Source organism: Shewanella aquimarina (assembly GCF_023349185.1).
Taxonomy (GTDB): Bacteria; Pseudomonadota; Gammaproteobacteria; order Enterobacterales; family Shewanellaceae; genus Shewanella; species Shewanella aquimarina.
Genome location: NZ_JAKIKY010000003.1, coordinates 359807 through 379179 on the forward strand (window position 1 = coordinate 359807; position 19373 = coordinate 379179).

Genomic DNA, 19373 nt, shown 5'->3' on the forward strand with positions numbered 1-19373 from the left:
GGGCTTTTTTTTAAGGTGGCTATTATTTTTAGATCCTAGTTTTTAAAGCGCAAGTTTTTAAGGCATAAGTTTTTAAGCTGTAAGTTAAGGAGCGAGCCATGACATCAGAGATTAAACACCTGGTCATCGTAGGTGGCGGCAGCGCAGGTTGGATGGCGGCGGCCATGCTTAGTCGCATGATGGGCCGGCAACTTAAGATCACCCTGGTCGAGTCAGATCAAATCGCCACCGTCGGTGTTGGCGAAGCCAGCATCCCCCCTCTGCAGCTCTTCAACCGCGCATTAGGCATTAACGAACACGACTTTCTTAGGGCGACTCAGGGCACCTACAAGCTGGGGATCGAATTTGAGCATTGGCTCAAACAGGATCAGGCGTACATGCACGCCTTCGGCACCCAGGGCAAAGATCTTGCACTCACCCCCTTTCGCCACCTCTGGCTAAAGTCGAAGCCGGAGTCGGCAAGTGACTATTGGCGATACTCCCTTAACTATCAGGCTGCTAAGGCCAATCGGTTTCAATCCTTAGCTCAACTTCCAGGCACAGATCTTCCTGGGATCAATCATGCTTACCATTTCGATGCAGGCCTCTATGGTAAGCTGCTAGCACACTACAGCCAGCAAAACGGCGTTAACCGTAAAGAAGGCAAGATAACCCGAGTCCTATTAGATAGCGACAGCGGTGATATCGACTGTCTCGAACTCGAAAACGGCGAGAGGATCAGAGGCGATCTCTATCTGGATTGCTCGGGATTTCACGGCCTCCTCATCAAACAGGCGCTTAATGTCGAGTATCTGGATTACCGCCAATGGCTCTTGTGTGACCGCGCCATCGCCATGCCGACGATGGCAACTCGGCCAAGGCGCCCCTATACCCGCGCCTGCGCCCATAAGGCCGGCTGGTGCTGGCAGATCCCGCTGCAACACAGAACCGGTAATGGCATCGTCTACTCGAGCCAATACATGAATGACGATGAGGCCTTATCACTGCTGGAAAAGCATGTAGATGGCGCGCCCATTGGCGAGCCGAGAAAGATTCAGTTCATCCCGGGACGCGTCGCCAACCAGTGGCATAAAAACTGTGTCTCACTGGGACTCTCAAGCGGCTTCTTAGAACCTCTGGAGTCCACCAGTCTGCATCTCATTCAAAGCGGTATCATACGCCTGTTAAAGCTTTTCCCTAACCTGCTGAATATGGATGCACTAAGGGACGAATATAACCGCCAATCGGCTGAAGAGTTTGAACAGATCCGAGACTTCATTATCTTACATTACAAATTAAATCAGAGAGATAATGACAAATTCTGGCAACATTGCCGCGAGATGTCGGTACCTGATACCTTAACCGCCAAGATGGCATTATTCTCCGCCTCGGGTGTGATAAATTGCCCTCAGGAATCCCTCTTTAGCGAAAATGCCTGGACCCAGGTGATGCTGGGGCAAGGACTCATGCCTGCGAGTGCCCATCCCCTCGCTAGCGCACTAACAACAGAGCAAACCACAGAACTACTCCATAATCTAAACAGAATCATCACCAAGACGACTGACGCCATGGCGAGTCATGATGACTACCTCAAACAACACTGCGCCGCGCAGTCAGAGTAAAAAAGGATAACCAGATGAAACGCTCTTACCTCTCTCGAAGCATAGCCTTAGGTACTTTCGGTGCGTTAGGTGCTTTAGGTGCTGTCATAGCACTGGGCGGCACCACTTTTTCAGCTCAGGCCCAGGCCACCAACGACAATGCATCTCTTCGTATCGAGCCGCTAAACTGGTGGGCGGGCATGCACCACAGCCAGCTGCAACTCATGGTTCACGGCAAAGATATCGCCAAGGCCAAGGTCAGCATTAAGGCTGACGGCGTGACCCTTAAAGGCGTTGAAACCACTGAGAACCCCAACTACCTGTTTGTAAACCTGGACACCCAAGGCGCCAAGGCGCAGACCCTTGAGCTCACTTTCAAGCAAACCGATCGTGAGGCGATGCATGTTAGCTATGAGCTACTCAAGCGCGATAACGGCAGCGCGGCGCGCCAGGGATTTGGCAACCAGGATGTCATTTATCTCATCACGCCGGATCGCTTCGCCAACGGCGATCCCGGTAACGACAACCAGAGCGACATGCTAGAGCATGCCGACCGCAGCAATCCCGGCGGTCGCCATGGCGGTGATATTCAGGGGATCATCAACAGTCTGGACTATCTGGCCGATCTCGGCGTGACTCAGCTGTGGATCAACCCGCTCACCGAAAACAATATGGCCGAGTACTCCTATCACGGCTACTCGGTTACCGACCATTACCGTATCGATCCCCGATTTGGCAGCAACCAGGATTACCGTCAGCTTGCCGTGAAGGCCAAGGAGCATGGCATCGGCATCATCGCCGATGTGGTGGTCAATCATATCGGTGCCAATCACTGGTGGATGCAGGATCTACCGAGCCAGGACTGGCTTAATCTTGCCCCGGCAACCGAGAAAGATCAGACGCCTAAGCCTATCTTTACCAGCCACAGACGCACCACGATGCAAGACCCCTATGCTAGCGAGCAAGACAAGCAAGACTTCAGTCATGGCTGGTTTGTCGAGTCGATGCCGGACCTAAACCAGCAGCAGCCACTGCTTGCCAACTACCTAATCCAAAACAGCATCTGGTGGGTTGAATATGCCCAGCTCAGCGGCATTCGCGAAGACACCTACTCCTATGCCGATAAGGACTTCCTGGTCAATTGGACCAAGGCTATCATGGCCGAATACCCTAAGTTCAATATCGTCGGTGAAGAGTGGACAGGTAACCCCATCACAGTGGCCTACTGGCAGAAAGACAAGGTAAACAAGGATGGCTACCGATCGGCGCTGCCGAGTCTGATGGACTTCCCCCTCTACGAGACCCTATTAAAGGCCCTGAGTGAGGAAGAGAGCTGGAGTGATGGGCTAATCCGCCTGTTCGAGTTTTTGGGGAACGACATGGTCTATGCCGACCCGACACAACTGGTACTTTTCGAGGGCAACCACGACACCAACAGGATCTATAGCCTGCTGGGTGACAACCTGGCACTGACTAAGATGGCGCTGGCCTATGTGCTGACCAGTAACCGCATACCACAGATCTTCTATGGCTCAGAAATTTTGATGCAAAGTCCAACCAAAGATCGTAATGACGGTATTACTCGCTCTGATTTCCCTGGCGGATGGGAGGGTGATGCCATCTCCGTTTTTGATAACAAGGGGCTAAATGCGGATCAAGCATCCATGCTGAGCTTTACCCGTACCTTGCTCAACTTCCGTAAGACGGCGAGCTATATCCACAATGGCGGCCTTCGCCACTATGTGCCTGAAGATGGCGTTTACGTGCAGATGCGCTGTAGTCAGCAAGATTGCGACGACAAGGCGCGTCTCATGACCATCTTCAACAAGAACGACAAGCCGGTCGAACTGTCACTCGAGCGCTATCGCGATCTGCTGGGCAATGTCCGCAAGGCGCGCAATGTGATAACAGGCGAAAGCGTGATACTTGATGAAACCCTCTCCCTCAAGGAGCAAGGCGTTACCCTGCTAGCCATCGAGGAAGCCAATTGATGCTAAAAGCAAAATCAGTACGACCTATGGGCGCTCGCCCAGCACGTCAGGGGCTTAAGACCTTAGACCCCATGGCTCGCTTAGCCGCCATTAGCGGTTTTACCCTGCTGCTATCGGCGCAGGCCATCGCCTTGCCGCAGATGGAGATTCGCTCCAGCGCGCACCAGCACGAAGATGCCGCAAATGAAGTGAGCCAAGCGCAAGTTGCAAGCGTAGATAAACCCGTTATCTATCAGGTGTTCACCCGCTTATTTGGTAACACCCAGACCGCCAATATCCCCTGGGGCACCAAGGCGCAAAATGGCGTAGGTAAATTCAGCGACTTTACGCCTAAGGCGCTCGAAAGCATCAAGTCCCTCGGCGTCAGCCATATCTGGTATACCGGGGTTCCTCACCACGCGCTGGTGGGCGACTATCGGGCCTATGGCATAGGATTGGACGATCCCGATGTGGTCAAGGGCCGTGCGGGCTCCCCCTATGCGGTGAAAGATTACTATAACGTCAACCCGGATCTGGCAGACGATCCCGCCAAGCGCCTTGAGGAGTTCGAGGCGTTGATCGCCCGCACCCATGCCGCCGGGATGAAGGTCGTGATAGACATAGTCCCCAACCATGTGGCACGCGGCTATCACTCGCTTTCGGCCCCGCAAGGAGTGAGCGACTTCGGCGCTGATGACAACACTCGGCTAGCCTACGCCAGAGACAACGACTTCTATTATGTGGTGGGCACCCCCTTCGAGGTGCCAGATCTTAGCCAGGACCTCAAGCCCCTCGGCGGCGAGGCCCATCCCCTCGTCGATGGCAAGTTCGAGGAGTTCCCCGCCAAATGGACGGGTAATGGCGCCCGCGCGGCAAAGCCAGATCAGAACGACTGGTATGAGACGGTCAAGATCAACTATGGCATCAAGCCAGATGGCAGCATAGATCATCCTCAGTTGCCTAAGGGCTTTGACAGCAAATCTGTTGCCGAGCATTACGCCTTCTGGCAACAGGTGCCCAAGGAAAACATCCCCAGTTCCTGGCATAAGTTCAACCAGATTGCCCAGTACTGGCTAGCCATGGGCGTAGACGGTTTTCGCTATGACATGGCCGAGATGGTGCCCGTCGCCTTCTGGAGTTACTTAAACAGCAATATCAAACAGACGAATCCAGATGCCCTGCTGCTCGCCGAGGTCTATACCCCAAGTCGCTACCGTGACTACATTAACCTTGGCAAGATGGACTACCTCTACGACAAGGTGGGACTCTACGACAGCCTCAAGGCGATCATCCAGGGTAAGGCGGGGACACCAGCGATCGAGCGCGATCGCAAAAGCGTTGCAGACATCGCCGGGCACATGCTGCATTTTCTGGAGAACCACGACGAGCAGCGTATCGCCAGCCCTGAATTTGCCGGTGACCCTCAAAGCGCCCTGCCCGCCATGGTGATCTCCACCACGCTAAGTCAGGCGCCCACCCTGCTCTATTTCGGTCAGGAGGTCGGCGAAGATGGCAGCGAAGACGCTGGCTTTGGTAAACCCAGCCGCACCAGCATCTTCGATTATATCGGCGTGCCGGCCCACCAGCGCTTTATGAACATGGGTAAATTTGACGGCGGTCAGTCTTCAAAAGAGGAGCTGAGTCTGCGAGCCTATTACGCCAAGCTGTTAAACCTCAGCCACAGCCTGAGCGCCCTAAGCGGCGAATATGGCGATCTGCACAGGGCGAATATCGATCAAGATAAGGGCTATGATGCAAACCTATTTGCCTTCAGCCGCTTCGACGACAAGCAGAGGCTCATCATCGTCAGCAACTTCGCTAAAGACAAGGCAAAGCAACTCACCCTAGAGCTGCCCCCGGCCTTAGTTAAACGCTGGCAACTCGCACCGGGCACTTACCCGCTAAAAGAGATGCTAAGTGATGAGAACGCAACAACGCCATTGACCCTAACGACGAAGGGAGGCCAGGTCACACTCGACCTGGCGCCACTTGAATCTAAAGTGCTCGTCGTAGGAGAGAAATAAGCCCCGTCACTTTAAGATATCAAGCGAGTAGATTGAGCATTAACCAGGCTCAGCCTACTCGCTTTTGATTTCGACTCATCCTGTCAGATTTACCGCCTTACTAAGAGGCGCATAAATGATTGGCTAAAATCAGCGACGAAGAAGCAAAAGCCAACTCCCTTTTTGTCCTTTTAAATGAACCGTGAAAGTGGTTCTTACAAGGGCAAACGCAGGATCCGTGGTGGTCGTCACAGAATACGCACAGTCATATTTATGGCGATGATGTCAGCCATACAGTGCAATCTTGTTTTTAAGCGCTATTACCTGCGTCTCAAAGCGGCTGGCAAAATGCCGAAAATAGCACTGATAGCTTGCATCCGAAAGCTCACCGTGATCTTGAATACCATGCTTAAAAGCGAGGAGTTGTGGTGCGCAAAAAACGGATAAATATATTGACTAAACACCACAGTCACTTGTTAGGAGAGACTTTCCACGTGAGCTCTTCCTCAACCAAGCAACCTGATAGACTCTCGATGTAATCACTAGGAGATACGGCCAATTTGATTAATGGAAAAATTGTCTTAACGTAATGCTCATGGCAAGCTTTTGAACTCCATTGTGTAATTACAATAAAGTAATCATGCTGCTTGAGGCTTCTTGCAACATAGCCACACAACATGCCTTCTGCATGCCCCATCTTTTCATTCCATATTTCACGCTGGTCAGCTAAAAACCGTTCGACATCTTTAACTCCACGACAAAACGCAATGCGTATTACAGGGTCAGTTGGCTGTGTTAATTTATTGGTTAGCGATGGAATACTTAGGACTCCCTCAAAGTAATGCACATCGCATTGCTTGTAAGTAGAGCCTTGATCACTTCTGATATAAATACCGTCATGGACGCTCTCCATGAACAAATTGACTGCATCAGATGACTCCCATAATCCAATGATAATAGCTTGTTGCTTTGATGGAACCCACCCACCAAATTGTCCTCTGAAGCCAGCACAGTGATTAAGCTCATTCCACAGCAGTTGACCCTGAGAAAACTTGAATTCTTGACCTAATTCAACCTGACAAGATACCAATTTTATTATTGTCACAAATAAGCTCCTAACGCCTCAAACACCGGCGCAGCTTGCTGCGTCCGAGTGCTTTGACTTGTTAGGCTTTTTCACTGCTATTAGATGAGCGTGTATTTCTTCCGCAACACTTACATGATATTCAATAACCTTATGTATCCAAGAAAGCGCTTTAACCTCAATATCCATCTTTCCCTCAACGAAGTAGTCCCGCCCCAAGAACCTAATGGGCTGACCGGAATCTAAACAATCCCGGGCGTACTGCGCGGAATAATATAAAGGCATGTCATTTATCTCATCAGTTTCGATACCTACGTAAATCTTTTCTAGCTCAATCGCAGATGTTGAATGAATAAGATCATTTCTAAATTGAATTATTTCGGGTATGTCGGCATTTGTCTTTTGAATACCAACTATATTGCTTAAAATTTTGTCTGAGAAAAATTTTGATTTTATCTTTTTCACTTCATGATACTGATTGTCTCTGGCAGCTTTGAAGGAAATATTGGAAGTGTCGACTGAATTCATATATTGAATTAACTTCGCAGATAAATCTAATGATGAACAAAGGGAGATAACTAGTGAAGTAACTGAAGTGGCCGCTTGATATGAATCATTTCCACGATGGATGATTTCTTTGGATTCAAACTGCTCAATAGCTTGATAAGATTTAGCGATGCACTTTCTTTGACTTCTTAATAGCTCTGTATAAGCAGATATTGATCGGCTGACAAGTGACATAATATCGGTGCAGATTCGCTTAACCTGATTAGTCACTAAGAACAGTTCCAGATCTTGCTCTTGAACAGGAAAGCTCTCATCATTACATAGTTTCTTGAAACTACTGTGGATAAATTCTAGGGCATACTTTGAACTATCCCCATAACCGCACTCGAGATATCCGACGGGGAATAATCCTATAACAGAATGATAGCGCTCAATTTCCTCTCTGTTCATGAGACAAGCCAAAAAAGCGTAATCAATGTGCGCTATGTAATAATGCTCTAACTCGTTCCATCTAAAGTCTGAAAGGTCTGGAAATTCTGAATCTACACCTATAGTTACGAGCTTATGAACTTTTGCAATATTGTTAGAGATCTCATCTAGCTCTTCTTCTGTAGATTGAAATGGTAATGAGCATGTACCGAAAACATCCTGAATTACATACGAATTTCCATCAAGCTTTCTAATGAAAAGCCCTTTATTTGCAAAGTACATCATCTTTTATTTACCATTCACCGAGATCATCCAAGGTTCACTAGAGAGCCTAACGCCGCCATCTAGGGAACCCCCAGATAATTCCTTTTACAATCAATTAGTAGACACGCATGGTGCTGTTTGATCTAATCAATTTCGCCAAAAACAAACTAGAACAACACCATGCGTGACATTACGATACTACATGACTCTCTTAGCAATCAATGCGCTTCCATCCACAAAAAACGTCTTAATTCTCTTATGGTTGCCACTAAATCATTACTAGATGGTGATCAACTCTCTTTGACCCAGCTAGGCCGTCATATCTCTGGTAATGTGGCGCCAAAGCACAGTATCAAACGCATTGACCGCTTGCTCGGTAATCGCCACATCAATAACGACCGATTGACGATATATCGCTGGCATGCAATGCATCTTTGCGGTGCTAACCCAATGCCTATAGTACTTGTCGATTGGGCCGATGTGAGAGAACAACTCCGCTTGATGACATTGCGCGCCTCCATCAGTGTTCAAGGGCGCAGCGTGACCCTTTATGAGCGTACTTTTGAATTCAAAGATTACAACGCACCTCGCAGCCACAATGTTTTTCTCACTGAGTTGGCAAAGGTGCTTCCGAATGGCTGCTGTCCACTAATCGTCACCGATGCTGGCTATCGCAATACTTGGTTTGCTCAAGTCGCCAGTCACGGCTGGTTTTGGTTAGGGCGTGTTCGTGGTGACGTCAGTTATCAGTATGTTGGAACACATCAATGGCACTCCAATAAGTCGCTTTACCCAACAGCAACGAACAAAGCCAAATACATCGGCCGTGTTAACCTCACCAGGAAAAGCCCATTGCCCTGTCATTTACACCTGTACAAAGCGAAAGAAAAAGGTCGTAAAGACCGTCGTTCCTCAAAGGCTGGAAGAAACCATACCGCTCAAGCAAGCTACGGAAGAAGCAGCAAAGAGCCGTGGCTATTGGCAACCAACTTACCACCTAACCACTTTAACTCGGTCCAAGTCACAAAGCTCTACGCTAAGGGAATGCAGATCGAAGAGACCTTTCGAGACTTGAAGAGTCCACAATACGGCATGGGGCTGAGGCACTGCAAAAGTCGTTGTCCGAAGCGGCTAGATGTGTTGTTGCTCATCGCTATGCTGGCTGAAATTGCCTTATGGCTAATTGGTATCGTTGCCTTACATCTAGGCTGGCAAAAACACTTTCAGGCCAACACCATTCGGCACCGGCCTGTGCTGTCGATTGTCAGATTGGGGAAAGAGGTAAGGCGAAGAGAAAACTATCAAATAACAGCGCAGCATTTACACTGGGCAATACATGAATACATCAAGTTGGTTCGCACTGCTGGGAGACCTGAGTTATGAGGGGATCCCCCAGCGCCGCAATATGGGGCGTATAAATGCTTGGCTAAAATTAGCGAAGAATGAGCGCCAGCCAAGCTTTGGACGTCCCATCCATAATTGCCTTGTTATACGTAATGTACTCTTTACTTAAAAATCAGCCTTTTACCTTTAACTGTAAACATTTGCCCAATGATTAACTCCGTTTCAGTTAATTCATACGGCACGACAACAGTAACGGAATATCCACTTACATGATCCAAATCTACGGCAATTGAATCCGAGCCATTAACTACAACATCATAAACTAAAGCAGATGCAATAATTTCGTTACTTTGTGCAGCCTCAATATAGTGATTTTTAAGTAGGTCGATTAAGTCTGATGATTTTGGGCTGTCTTCTCCATTTGAAGCTGATAAGTTAACTTGTTCGCCATTTGGTTTCATTATTTCACCAAATGGAAAAAACTCTTCATTTTCCAATAATAACTGCTGTGCTATAGGTAAGACTGCATCAAATAGCTTTTGAGTTTCAACTTTTCCTTGTTCCATGTTACTCCCAAAACAACTAAAACTTAGTAATAAAAATATTGCAGCAAGCTTAATTCTCATAATTACGTATAACGCTTATTAGCGAGAATGCCGCCTATGTAAATCACTTCCTACTAATATACATCGCGGCAAACTTTTTAAATATCTGAAATTTATATCAATAACAGCATTACATAACAAGGAGAAAGTGAACAGTCACAAAACAAAACGACACCCGATTTAACGAGACATCCACCACTACCTATTAAATAGCTGATGCTCAGTTTTTTACTAAATTTAATCAACTAGTTACGAAATTTCAAAAAACAAAACGGGACTCGCAAGATTACATGATAGGAAGTGAAAGTGGGTCTTTTTGGCAATATGCCATTATACCCGTATAAATCCGCAGTTTAGCGAGTAAAGGTTGGCAACCTTCAGAACATTCAACTCGTCACCCTAAATGTCATCAAAAGTGGTTAAATCGAAGAGACATTTAGATACCAGTGTAAGCACGCTTTTGGCTCTCGGCGGCATGGACGCCGCCGTGAAGCCTCCAAGGACGGAATCTCGGCGTGCCAAAAGAGTGCTTGCACATCCCCTCGCCGGGCAGGCGTTAGATATCAATGGAGCTATGGTTATAAAAACACTGGCAAACAACCAAGCTCTACAGGCTACGCTGCGACCTCATCTTTCCTGTGTTTCTGCACGAAGACCCTGCCTCAGGCAATCAATCCAGAAGTCTTCTCATCTTGCTAACAAGACTGTTAGAAATCTAAGATTCCAGAACACCCTACAAAGATACCAATCACAAACATCTGCAATGAATTCTGCAGATGTAAAAAAGCCCTCAATCTGAGGGCTCTCGTTAAATCTTATTTCTTACCAGGCCGGCTATCGGTCCAGGGGTTAAAGGCAGGCTTTTGTTCAGCTTTATACTCTGACCTATGATCTTTCCCACCACGATCACCAGTCGATCCTGTTCCTGTCTCATTACTCCTTGGCTTAGCTTTAGCAGGCCTAGCCTTCTTATCGGCGGCGTTACCTTTATAGGGCGATGCCTTTTCATGAGACTTAGACTGTCCTTTAGGCTTGTCTTCTCTGCGCTTTTCCTTAGCGCCCTTAGGCCCCTTCTCGGTTTGACTAGTCGACGTTTCACCACCTTTCTCACCCTGTGCCTGCTCACGCTTGGCCTTAGGCACATAATTGAGAATCGAGACAGGTACAGGTTTTCTCGGCGCGAAACCCTCTATCTCACGGCGCTCAAGCAGGTGATCGAGACGGCTCTCGATCATGCAGAGATTCTTAAAGTCGTCCTTGGATACCAGGGAGATCGCCTCGCCCTTGGCTCCGGCGCGGCCGGTACGCCCTATGCGATGCACATATTCATCGGCGGGAAACGGCAGGTCATAGTTGATAACCAGCGGCAGGTTATCGATATCGATCCCGCGCGCTGAGATGCCGGTTGAGATAAGGTAAGCAATCTTGCCCGCCTTGAAATCTGCCAGGATCTGTTCACGCACCGCCTGGGTACGACCACTGTGAATACACTCGGCCTCAATGCCCCGCTTCTCTAGCTGACTCACCAGCTTAGCGGCGCCATGTTTGGTCTCGATGAAGATAAGCGCCTGAGGCCAGGCATTTTCTTTGATGAGATGGCTGAGTAGCGCAGACTTCTTATCCTTATCGACAGTGGTGATCCACTGCTCGATATCCGGCGCGCTCTCCTCATTCTTAGTCACCGACAGATGGATCGCCTTAGGCACCGCCTGTTTGGCCAGCTCGCGAACCGGGCGAGACAAGGTGGCGGAAAACAGCAGGTTCTGCCTGTCTTCCGGCAGTGTGTCTAAGATCTTGGTGATATCCTCGATAAAGCCCATATCGAGCATACGATCGGCTTCATCGAGCACCAGGAGTTCCACCTCATCGAAGCGAATGGCCCTCTGGGTATAGAGATCCCGCAGGCGACCCGGCGTGGCCACCACGATATCGACGCCCTGGATCAATTGCTGCTTCTGCGCCTGCACATCCACCCCGCCATAGACGGCCATGGACGCTAGCCCCACGCCTTTACCGTACTCGCAGATGCGATCGTTTACCTGCAACACCAGCTCTCGGGTAGGCGCCAGAATGATCGCCCTCGCCCGCTTCTTGCGCTGTGTCTGCCCCTGCATCAGGGTCGTGAGCATAGGCAACACGAAAGTCGCCGTCTTACCACTGCCGGTTTGCGCCGCCGCGATCAGGTTCTTGCCCTTAAGCGCTAAGGGAATGGCTTCTTGTTGGATCGGCGTTGGCTTGTGATAACCGAGTTGTTCAAGGTTAGCCAACAGGGCTGTGGGCAGGCCAAGATGTGCAAAAGTCATGAATTCTCTCTTAGTGCCAAAAGGCGAAAATTAGGGCAGAAAAGGCAAAAATCGTCAGCCAATCAACCGGCTGGTAAAACGAAGCGCGCTAGTATAACAGAGCCACCTGCTAAGACTAGCGCAGATTAGTCAAAGTAAACCAGGGACGGAATAAGAAAGCAGGAACAAGAAAGTAGAAACAAGGAGCTAAGTTAGTCCCCTAACATCACAAGCTAGGCAATCCTATGCCATAACGACGTCTTATTCACATTTTCATACAAAAGAAATGATTTAGCGAAAGGTAAATTAGCCCGCGAGCAGTGTTATGAGTAATAATGAAGGAGTGGTGAAAAATATGCGCCGGCATGACTAACTCATAAAGTTTGCTTGGCACAGCGTTTTAACACAAACTGATGCACAGCAGTTAGGATCTCGCCAGAGAAGCTGTGCCGGTAAATTTCCGCTCTGGCAGCGCAAAGGATTGACAATGAGTGATCTCTATTTCGCCCCATCGACCCCCCATGATCTTCACGACACCTTACCTATCTGGCGAGAACTGATCTTCAAGCGCCTATTTGGCCTGCTCGCCATCTTGTGTGTGCCTGTGTACATCACCAGCGTTTATCTCTGTATTCAGATGGGGCTGATCGGCATGGCCGCCTTCGATACGCTAGCCTATCTTCTCCTGCTCTACATCTTACTAGCCCGGGGACTCAGGCAGAGCCTGCGCTACTGTATCGGTTGTTTGATGTTTTTCGCCATCGGCGTGGCTTTTCTCATTACCATAGGGCCAACCGGTGCCGGCTTCTTCTGGCTGTTTGTGTTTCCGCCGCTCACCAGCATATTAATTGGTAAAAAGGCCAGTCTATGCGCCCAACTACTCAACGCAGCCGCTCTCATCTCCATCGGCGTCGCCTACCATAACCAGTGGTTTCAATGGCCCGAGACCCAAGGTTATAACGGCTTTATCTGGTCAGTAGTGGCGATAAACTTCATCGTCACCAACGCCATGGTCACTCAGTCTGCCGCCTTCCTACTGGGTAAACTGACCCACTCGCTGCGATCCACCATAGCATCGCGGCGCGCAACCGTGATGGGGCTGGCAAAGCTGGCAGAATACCGTGACAACGAAACCGGCGCCCACCTTATCCGCATGCAGCACTATGCCAAGATGCTGGCCACCCAGCGTCAGACGGATAAAGATGCGCCAACTGAGTTAACCGATGATTTTATTCAGGAGATCACCCTGTCATCCATTTTGCACGACATTGGCAAGGTGGGGATTGCCGATGCCATCTTGTTGAAACCAGGCAGGCTTACCCCTGAGGAGTTTGAACAGATAAAGGCCCATCCCGTAATCGGCGCCCAGGTACTGGAGAGCCTGCTCAGCTACGCACCCGAATGCACCTTTATCAAGATGGGACGAGACATTGCGGGAGGTCACCATGAATGGTGGGATGGCAGCGGCTATCCGGCAGGGTTAAAAGGCGAAGCGATTCCACTTTCTGCCCGCATCGTCGCCTTGGTAGATGTGTATGACGCCCTCACCTCGCCGCGCTGCTATAAACGCCCCTTTAGTCACCAAGAGGCGATGGACTTAATCTGCCAAGATAAGGGAACCCACTTCGACCCTAAGCTGGTCGACAGCTTCATGGCCATTAACAACAGATTCGAACTGCTGTCGCGCGCGTCCCTGTTCGAACAACCACTCAAACAGCCACTGAAGGTGCAGCCCGCCGCGTTGACTAACTCAGAATTAGAAACCAGCCAGTAGGTTATTGGTATTTTTGCCCATTATGGCTTAACCAACCCGCCGGGTGATGACCATTAGGATCCTTGTGTGTCCAATGGATCACGCCGCCGCGATTATTCCACTCATACTCACCGAAGAAGCCAACCCTGTCGCCGACCTTAAGATCAGCGATACGCGGCGCAAGGTCGATATTATGGGCCACCAAGAGGGTCTGGCCGCTGGCCAGGCGCACAATGAAACGCTGATGACGACTCCCCTTGGTGTCGTCACCGAGCAGGCGTATCACTTTCCCTTCTCCCTGGATCTGCAGCCCACTTTGCTTTTGTTCAAACGCCTGACTGAGCTGCGCATCATTCGCCGATACCGAAAGCGTTACACTCAACGCCAATACAAGCGCGGCAAGCACTCTGCCGACAAACAATAAGCCTTTACCTTTCAATGTCATCAACTTCATCTCTTGCCCGCCATACGAATGACTTCAGCCGTCATCAAGACTTTGACGGGCTTATGTTCAGGGTTAGTCTCGCTAGCGACATAGCTTGCCTTTGGCATCTTATCTAGCTTAGCCTGAGTCATCCAACCTTCGGGCGTGGAGCCTACCAGTGTCTTACTCACCTCATTGCCCTGACTATCGATAACCACAAAATAGCTAAACTTGCCGGCCCCCTTAGGGATCCACTTGGGGCGCGACTTTAACATAACAGGATTTACCGGTTTGGCCTGCCAATAGTTACCTAAGTCCCCAAAACTGACTTCAAGCAGGTTATTGAGTACGGCGCTATCACCAGAATTGGATTCACTTGAGGGCGCTTGGGTGGCACCACAGGCCGTTAGTGCCAGAGTTAATATGACCTTGGTAATCAATTTTTTAGACATTTTTCATCCTTGAATAATAGGTTAATGCAATGATTTTATTGTTGAAAAGATTAACGAACCACACTATCACAATAGCGCTTCATTAAAAAGTAGCGCGCCGGGCTGCCCTCGAACGCAGGCACGGTCCCTGCTAGGGTAAATCCCAGCTTCTGGTAAAAATCCGGCGCCTGAAAATCCAGGGTATCCACCTGGGCCTGCAGGCAGCCACGACCGACGGCTAACTGCTCAGCAGCTAACATCAACTCACGCCCAAGACCTGTGCCGCGGGCGGATTCATCCACCCAGACCACATGAATAAGAAAATTTTTATAGATGGTTCGCCCATAGACACCACCAATTAGCTTACCCAAGTCATTATGGGCCAGTACGGTGAGCGGCTCACTCGTCTCCTTCCCCATCTTATCGAAATTAAACTGGCGTACCCCATCGACCAGGGCATCGACGAGTTCGCTGTTCTCGCCCTCTGCCTGACTTATGGTTAACTGGTTCCGATTACTAATTATCTGCATAGCTTCTACTCATATTTATTATCATGCGGCGCACTTTCCATTAGCGCCAAAGTCATCTCGGCGGCAGAGATCTTTCTGCAGGCTGTGATATTTGCGCCACACCAAAGCGGTGAGAAATCACTCCTGCCGAGGGCCTCACTCGCCTTTCGCAGTTGCGCCATCAAGTTTGTGGCGTAGGGAAAGGCCGGTGCCCGAGGATTCATCGACCCTAACTCTGTCATGGCGCGGTTCACTATGCCTCTTGCAGGCCTACCAGAGAAGATATTGGTCAAGGCGGTGCGGTCTCCAGCCCCATGAGCTCTTGATACATCCGCCTTGGCCGCGTGCTCGATTGCCACTCTGTGCAGGCTTGAGGTATTGGCCTCATCACACAAGAGATAGGCGCTGCCCACCTGTACGGCGCAGGCGCCTTGGTCCATGGCGGCTCTTGCCGCATGACTATCGCCTATGCCGCCGGCGGCAATCACAGGCAGGTCGACACCTTTGGCTATCTGGATAAGCAGGCTTGCCATCTCAAGCTGGGTGTTGAGATCCTCACTGAGAAACATGCCTCTGTGACCGCCCGCCTCGATACCCTGGGCGATTATGCCATCGACGCCTCGCGCGGTGAGATACTCAGCCTCGGCTAAGGTGGTGGCGCTGGCGATCACCTTGCTGCCCCAGGATTTCACTCGCGCCAGCAGCTCGGTATCGGGTAAGCCGAAATGAAAACTTATCACCTCGGGTTTATAGGGCGCTATCTCATCGGCGATCGCATGATTAAAGGGCATACGACTGGCGCCGCCTTGGCCGAGATCGACCTCTATCCCAAGCTCATCGAAATAAGGAATAAGTGCCTCATGCCAGTGCGCCTGTGCCTTGGGATCAAATGGGGGAAGTTGATGACAGAAGAAATTAAGATTGAGCGGCGCGTTAGTAGCCGCCCTGAACGCCTTAATCTCATCTATGATCTGCGCCTTACTCAACATGCCACAGGGGATGGAACCTAGCCCACCAACCTTCGCCACGGCAATGGCAAGTTTGCTGTCTTGCACGCCTGCCATAGGCGCCTGAATGATTGGCAGCTCAGTGCCCAACAGGGCCTTAAAATGCTTGTTACCCATCACCTTATCCTTAGTGAATGCCCTTAGTAGATGACCTTAGTAAATGCCCTTAGTAGATATAAGAATGGCCTACCTGGCTCAAAAATTACCTGCCGGGCTCATGGCCCTCATACCAAGGTAACTTGGCATCCATCTCCTCCCAATTGGCCTTAGAGGTGACAAAATTGTGGGAGATGGGGCGTTCGTTGATCGCTGAGTCTAAGATACCGAGTCGCAGGCGAATTCGCTTGCTGTCCTGGTCGTTGGCGCTATAGATGGGCGAGGCGCAACGACGACAAAAATAACGCCGTTTTCCCGGCGAAAATTCAAAATTTGAAAGGAAATTTGCCTCATCCGATAGATTGAAGTCCACCAATTCGACAAAACCATTGGTGGCAAATGCCGTACCGCTCGATTTACGACACAGGGAACAGTGGCAATGAATGATCTGACTTATGGGTCCGCTGATGGCGACTTTAATGCCACCACATAGACAACTTCCTTGATACATGGGTTTACTGATCCAACTCACAATGACAACAAGCGCTTATGCTGCCATAACTTACGGCATCAATTCAGTATAAATTTCTGCACTAAATCGTTAAATTGCGTAACTAAATGTGGCAAAGCACGAAATGCTCACCTAACGCGCTGGCGTTTCTCCCTGGTAACAGACTACGCCAAGCAGCCAAATCCCCTCCTTGTACCCCACTCGTGACATAGGGCTTCTTCGTTAAGGTTTCGGGGATCGCAGGGAGCACTCCCGGTGAATACGTATGCAGTCGATTGCTCCGCTCAAGCCTTCCCTTCTAACATGGCAGGCAGTAACTCCCCTCACCCTAAATAAAAAACGACAATAAAAGGTACACGGAATGTCTTGCACACAGATACCATCGGCGCGCCCTGCAGCCAGCGCGCGCAGCAACGCACCATCACGACCAGCCACGGCTTTGTCGGCCCTTACCCTTGCCATCGCGGCAACAGGCATGATGCTGCCCGGCACTAGCCTGGCTAAGACTGTCTCTCTGGCCTCGCCGGACAAGCAGATAGTGGTCAGCCTCAGCGACGATAACCAGACGCCTGAATATAGCGTTAGCTTTAATGGTAAGAAGGTGCTCTCACCTTCTAAACTCGGCTTGGTGTTTGAGTCTCTCGGGGAGTTTGGCAATGACTTTACCATCAAAGATATCAAGCGCAGCCAGATCGATGAACGCTGGCAACAGCCTTGGGGCGAGCGCGAATGGGTGATCGACAAGCATAATGGTCTGTCTGCCACCCTCAGCAATGGCCAGTACAACCTAGTCGTCGAATTTAAGGTATTCGATGACGGCTTAGGTTTCCGTTACCGAGTGCCGAAGCAAGGCAAGCTGGATAAGCTAAACATCACCGCCGAACTCACCGAATTTAGCCTGCATCAGCCAGAGAAAGTCACCGCCTGGTGGATCCCGGCACGTGGCTGGAACCGCTACGAATACCTGTATCAGAAGACGCCACTCAAGCAGGTGGACAGGGTTCACACCCCCTTTACCTTCACCCTGGGGGACGGCGTTCACATGAGCATTCACGAGGCGGCGCTGGTGGATTACGCTGCCATGACGCTGGATCAGCGCAGAGACGGCACATTACGCGCCGATCTCACACCTTGGTCTGACGGGATCCGCGTCAAGACAAGGGCGGGCTTTAGCACGCCATGGCGCACGATTCAGATCGCCGACAAGGCTACCGGCCTGCTGAACTCAGATCTTATCCTAAATCTTAACGAGCCAAACAAGCTGGGTGATGTAGACTGGGTCGAGCCAGGCAAATATGTCGGGATCTGGTGGGGCATGCACCTCAACGAGAACACCTGGGGATCGGGTGACAAGCACGGCGCCACCACCTCCGAGACCAAGCGCTACATGGATTTTGCCGCCGATAACGGCTTCGCCGGTGTACTGGTGGAAGGCTGGAACGTCGGCTGGGACGGTAGCTGGTTCCATAACGGCGATGTCTTTAGCTTCACCCAGGCCTATCCCGACTTCGATCTGCCCGAGATCTCAGCCTATGGAGCCAGCAAGGGGGTACGCCTGATTGGCCACCACGAGACCTCTGGCTCTGTTAGTAACTACCGCAATCAGATGAGCGATGCCTATGATCTCTATGAGAAATATGGGGTCACTCAGGTGAAAACCGGCTATGTGGCCGACGGCGGCGACATCAAACGTGTCGACGAGCAAGGCATAGTGCGTCACGAATGGCATGACGGCCAGTTTATGGTGAACGAATACCTGCACAGCGTCACAGAGGCCGCCAAGCGCCACATCAGTATCAACACCCATGAGCCGATTAAAGACACCGGCCTGCGTCGAACCTATCCCAACTGGATCAGCCGCGAGGGCGCGCGCGGTCAGGAGTTTAACGCCTGGGGCACGCCGCCCAACAATCCGTCGCACACCACTACCCTGGCCTACACCCGCATGCTGGCCGGCCCCATGGATTTCACGCCGGGGATCTTCGATCTGGCCCCTAAGGGCCTAGACGCAGTCAACCGGGTGCAGACCACCCTGACCAAGCAGTTAGCCCTCTATGTGGTGCTCTACAGTCCGATTCAAATGGCCGCCGATCTGCCGCGAAACTATAAGCAGCACCCCGACGCCTTTAGGTTTATTCAGGATGTGCCCACCGACTGGGCCCAGAGTATCGCCCTGGCCGGCGAGGTAGGCGAATACGTAGCCTTTGCCCGTCAGGAACGTGGTGGTAACAGCCAAGGCAAGGACTGGTACCTGGGCGCCATCACAGACGATGCGCCACGCGAGATCAGCATAGATCTCGACTTCCTCGACCCAGAGCTGCGTTATGAAGCGCAGATCTACCGCGACGGTGAAAAAGCAGATTGGCGTACCAATCCCTATGACTATGTGATTGAGACCAAACAGGTCGATAGCAAGCAGGCTCTCACCTTAAGGCTTGCCAGCAGCGGCGGCGTTGCCATCCGCTTCAAGGCGATTTAACCGCACGTTTCCAACCACAGAAAAAGATGACAAGCCTGCGCCTACAGGCTTGTCATCATGTCTCTTTCGCAACATTTGTTTACCTTTTTCCGTCG

Annotated in this window: 15 protein-coding genes and 1 pseudogene; 7 read left to right on the forward strand and 9 right to left on the reverse strand. The window is 50.5% G+C overall.

Features of this window, described 5'->3' with window-relative positions:
* The first annotated feature begins 98 nt into the window (after nt 1-98).
* The 4 genes and pseudogenes from L2731_RS05790 to L2731_RS05805 all read left to right on the forward strand — a co-directional run.
* Nucleotides 99-1601, forward strand: coding sequence for a tryptophan halogenase family protein (locus L2731_RS05790; protein WP_249252213.1), 1503 nt, complete (start codon nt 99-101; stop codon nt 1599-1601).
* Nucleotides 1602-1615: 14 nt separating this feature from the next.
* Complete coding sequence (locus L2731_RS05795; protein ID WP_249252214.1) at nt 1616-3571, forward strand: glycoside hydrolase family 13 protein; 1956 nt, start codon at nt 1616-1618, stop codon at nt 3569-3571.
* A complete protein-coding gene (locus tag L2731_RS05800; protein WP_415837015.1) occupies nt 3571-5574 on the forward strand; it encodes an alpha-amylase family glycosyl hydrolase in 2004 nt (667 codons plus the stop codon). Before L2731_RS05795 ends, L2731_RS05800 begins: the two co-directional genes overlap by 1 nt.
* A 174-nt stretch (nt 5575-5748) precedes the next feature.
* Nucleotides 5749-6000: pseudogene (locus L2731_RS05805) on the forward strand (transposase); the annotation flags it as partial.
* Between the two features lie 22 nt (nt 6001-6022).
* On the opposite strand, the gene L2731_RS05810 reads toward L2731_RS05805, so the two are convergent.
* Both L2731_RS05810 and L2731_RS05815 read right to left on the reverse strand, forming a co-directional pair.
* Nucleotides 6023-6658, reverse strand: coding sequence for a DUF4937 domain-containing protein (locus L2731_RS05810; protein ID WP_249252215.1), 636 nt, complete (start codon nt 6656-6658; stop codon nt 6023-6025).
* A gap of 18 nt (nt 6659-6676) precedes the next feature.
* Complete coding sequence (locus L2731_RS05815; RefSeq protein WP_249252216.1) at nt 6677-7858, reverse strand: hypothetical protein; 1182 nt, start codon at nt 7856-7858, stop codon at nt 6677-6679.
* Nucleotides 7859-8017: 159 nt separating this feature from the next.
* Between L2731_RS05815 and L2731_RS05820 the strand changes: the two genes are divergently transcribed.
* Nucleotides 8018-9220: an IS4 family transposase gene (locus L2731_RS05820; protein ID WP_249252217.1), complete on the forward strand. Its 1203-nt coding sequence runs from the start codon at nt 8018-8020 to the stop codon at nt 9218-9220.
* Between the two features lie 122 nt (nt 9221-9342).
* Here the strand turns inward: L2731_RS05820 and L2731_RS05825 are convergent, their stop codons facing one another.
* Nucleotides 9343-9747, reverse strand: a complete 405-nt coding sequence (locus L2731_RS05825; RefSeq protein WP_249252218.1) for a hypothetical protein — start codon at nt 9745-9747, stop codon at nt 9343-9345.
* Between the two features lie 854 nt (nt 9748-10601).
* Nucleotides 10602-12089 (reverse strand): DEAD/DEAH box helicase, encoded by a 1488-nt coding sequence (locus L2731_RS05830; RefSeq protein WP_249252219.1) that lies wholly within the window; start codon nt 12087-12089, stop codon nt 10602-10604.
* 466 nt (nt 12090-12555) lie between these two features.
* Here L2731_RS05830 and L2731_RS05835 point away from each other — a divergent pair, with 466 nt between their 5' ends.
* Nucleotides 12556-13842, forward strand: coding sequence for an HD-GYP domain-containing protein (locus tag L2731_RS05835; protein WP_249252220.1), 1287 nt, complete (start codon nt 12556-12558; stop codon nt 13840-13842).
* Between the two features lies 1 nt (nt 13843).
* Here L2731_RS05835 and L2731_RS05840 read toward each other — a convergent pair whose 3' ends face one another.
* From L2731_RS05840 to L2731_RS05860, 5 genes are all read right to left on the reverse strand, one after another.
* Nucleotides 13844-14266, reverse strand: coding sequence for a DUF3465 domain-containing protein (locus tag L2731_RS05840; RefSeq protein WP_249252289.1), 423 nt, complete (start codon nt 14264-14266; stop codon nt 13844-13846).
* 5 nt (nt 14267-14271) lie between these two features.
* Nucleotides 14272-14697: a hypothetical protein gene (locus L2731_RS05845; RefSeq protein ID WP_239850463.1), complete on the reverse strand. Its 426-nt coding sequence runs from the start codon at nt 14695-14697 to the stop codon at nt 14272-14274.
* Between the two features lie 50 nt (nt 14698-14747).
* Nucleotides 14748-15206 carry a GNAT family N-acetyltransferase gene (locus L2731_RS05850; protein WP_249252221.1) on the reverse strand — a complete coding sequence of 153 codons (459 nt, stop codon included), beginning with the start codon at nt 15204-15206 and terminating at the stop codon, nt 14748-14750.
* Nucleotides 15207-15211: 5 nt separating this feature from the next.
* Entirely contained in the window at nt 15212-16309 is a 1098-nt protein-coding gene (locus L2731_RS05855) for an NAD(P)H-dependent flavin oxidoreductase (RefSeq protein WP_249252222.1), read from the reverse strand.
* Nucleotides 16310-16394: 85 nt separating this feature from the next.
* Nucleotides 16395-16799 (reverse strand): GFA family protein, encoded by a 405-nt coding sequence (locus L2731_RS05860; RefSeq protein ID WP_249252223.1) that lies wholly within the window; start codon nt 16797-16799, stop codon nt 16395-16397.
* 475 nt (nt 16800-17274) lie between these two features.
* On the opposite strand from L2731_RS05860, the gene L2731_RS05865 reads away from it, so the two are divergent.
* Nucleotides 17275-19278 (forward strand): glycoside hydrolase family 97 protein, encoded by a 2004-nt coding sequence (locus L2731_RS05865; RefSeq protein ID WP_249252290.1) that lies wholly within the window; start codon nt 17275-17277, stop codon nt 19276-19278.
* The last annotated feature ends 95 nt before the right edge of the window (nt 19279-19373 follow it).

What these genes read in the sequence shown, in the direction of transcription:
- L2731_RS05790 (WP_249252213.1), top strand. Translation starts at nt 99, where the DNA reads ATGACATCAGAGATTAAACACCTGGTCATCGTAGGTGGCGGCAGCGCA.
- L2731_RS05795 (WP_249252214.1), top strand. Translation starts at nt 1,616, where the DNA reads ATGAAACGCTCTTACCTCTCTCGAAGCATAGCCTTAGGTACTTTCGGT.
- L2731_RS05800 (WP_415837015.1), top strand. Translation starts at nt 3,571, where the DNA reads ATGCTAAAAGCAAAATCAGTACGACCTATGGGCGCTCGCCCAGCACGT.
- L2731_RS05815 (WP_249252216.1), bottom strand. Translation starts at nt 7,858, where the DNA reads ATGATGTACTTTGCAAATAAAGGGCTTTTCATTAGAAAGCTTGATGGA.
- L2731_RS05820 (WP_249252217.1), top strand. Translation starts at nt 8,018, where the DNA reads ATGCGTGACATTACGATACTACATGACTCTCTTAGCAATCAATGCGCT.
- L2731_RS05825 (WP_249252218.1), bottom strand. Translation starts at nt 9,747, where the DNA reads ATGGAACAAGGAAAAGTTGAAACTCAAAAGCTATTTGATGCAGTCTTA.
- L2731_RS05830 (WP_249252219.1), bottom strand. Translation starts at nt 12,089, where the DNA reads ATGACTTTTGCACATCTTGGCCTGCCCACAGCCCTGTTGGCTAACCTT.
- L2731_RS05835 (WP_249252220.1), top strand. Translation starts at nt 12,556, where the DNA reads ATGAGTGATCTCTATTTCGCCCCATCGACCCCCCATGATCTTCACGAC.
- L2731_RS05840 (WP_249252289.1), bottom strand. Translation starts at nt 14,266, where the DNA reads ATGACATTGAAAGGTAAAGGCTTATTGTTTGTCGGCAGAGTGCTTGCC.
- L2731_RS05845 (WP_239850463.1), bottom strand. Translation starts at nt 14,697, where the DNA reads ATGTCTAAAAAATTGATTACCAAGGTCATATTAACTCTGGCACTAACG.
- L2731_RS05850 (WP_249252221.1), bottom strand. Translation starts at nt 15,206, where the DNA reads ATGCAGATAATTAGTAATCGGAACCAGTTAACCATAAGTCAGGCAGAG.
- L2731_RS05855 (WP_249252222.1), bottom strand. Translation starts at nt 16,309, where the DNA reads ATGGGTAACAAGCATTTTAAGGCCCTGTTGGGCACTGAGCTGCCAATC.
- L2731_RS05860 (WP_249252223.1), bottom strand. Translation starts at nt 16,799, where the DNA reads ATGTATCAAGGAAGTTGTCTATGTGGTGGCATTAAAGTCGCCATCAGC.
- L2731_RS05865 (WP_249252290.1), top strand. Translation starts at nt 17,275, where the DNA reads ATGATGCTGCCCGGCACTAGCCTGGCTAAGACTGTCTCTCTGGCCTCG.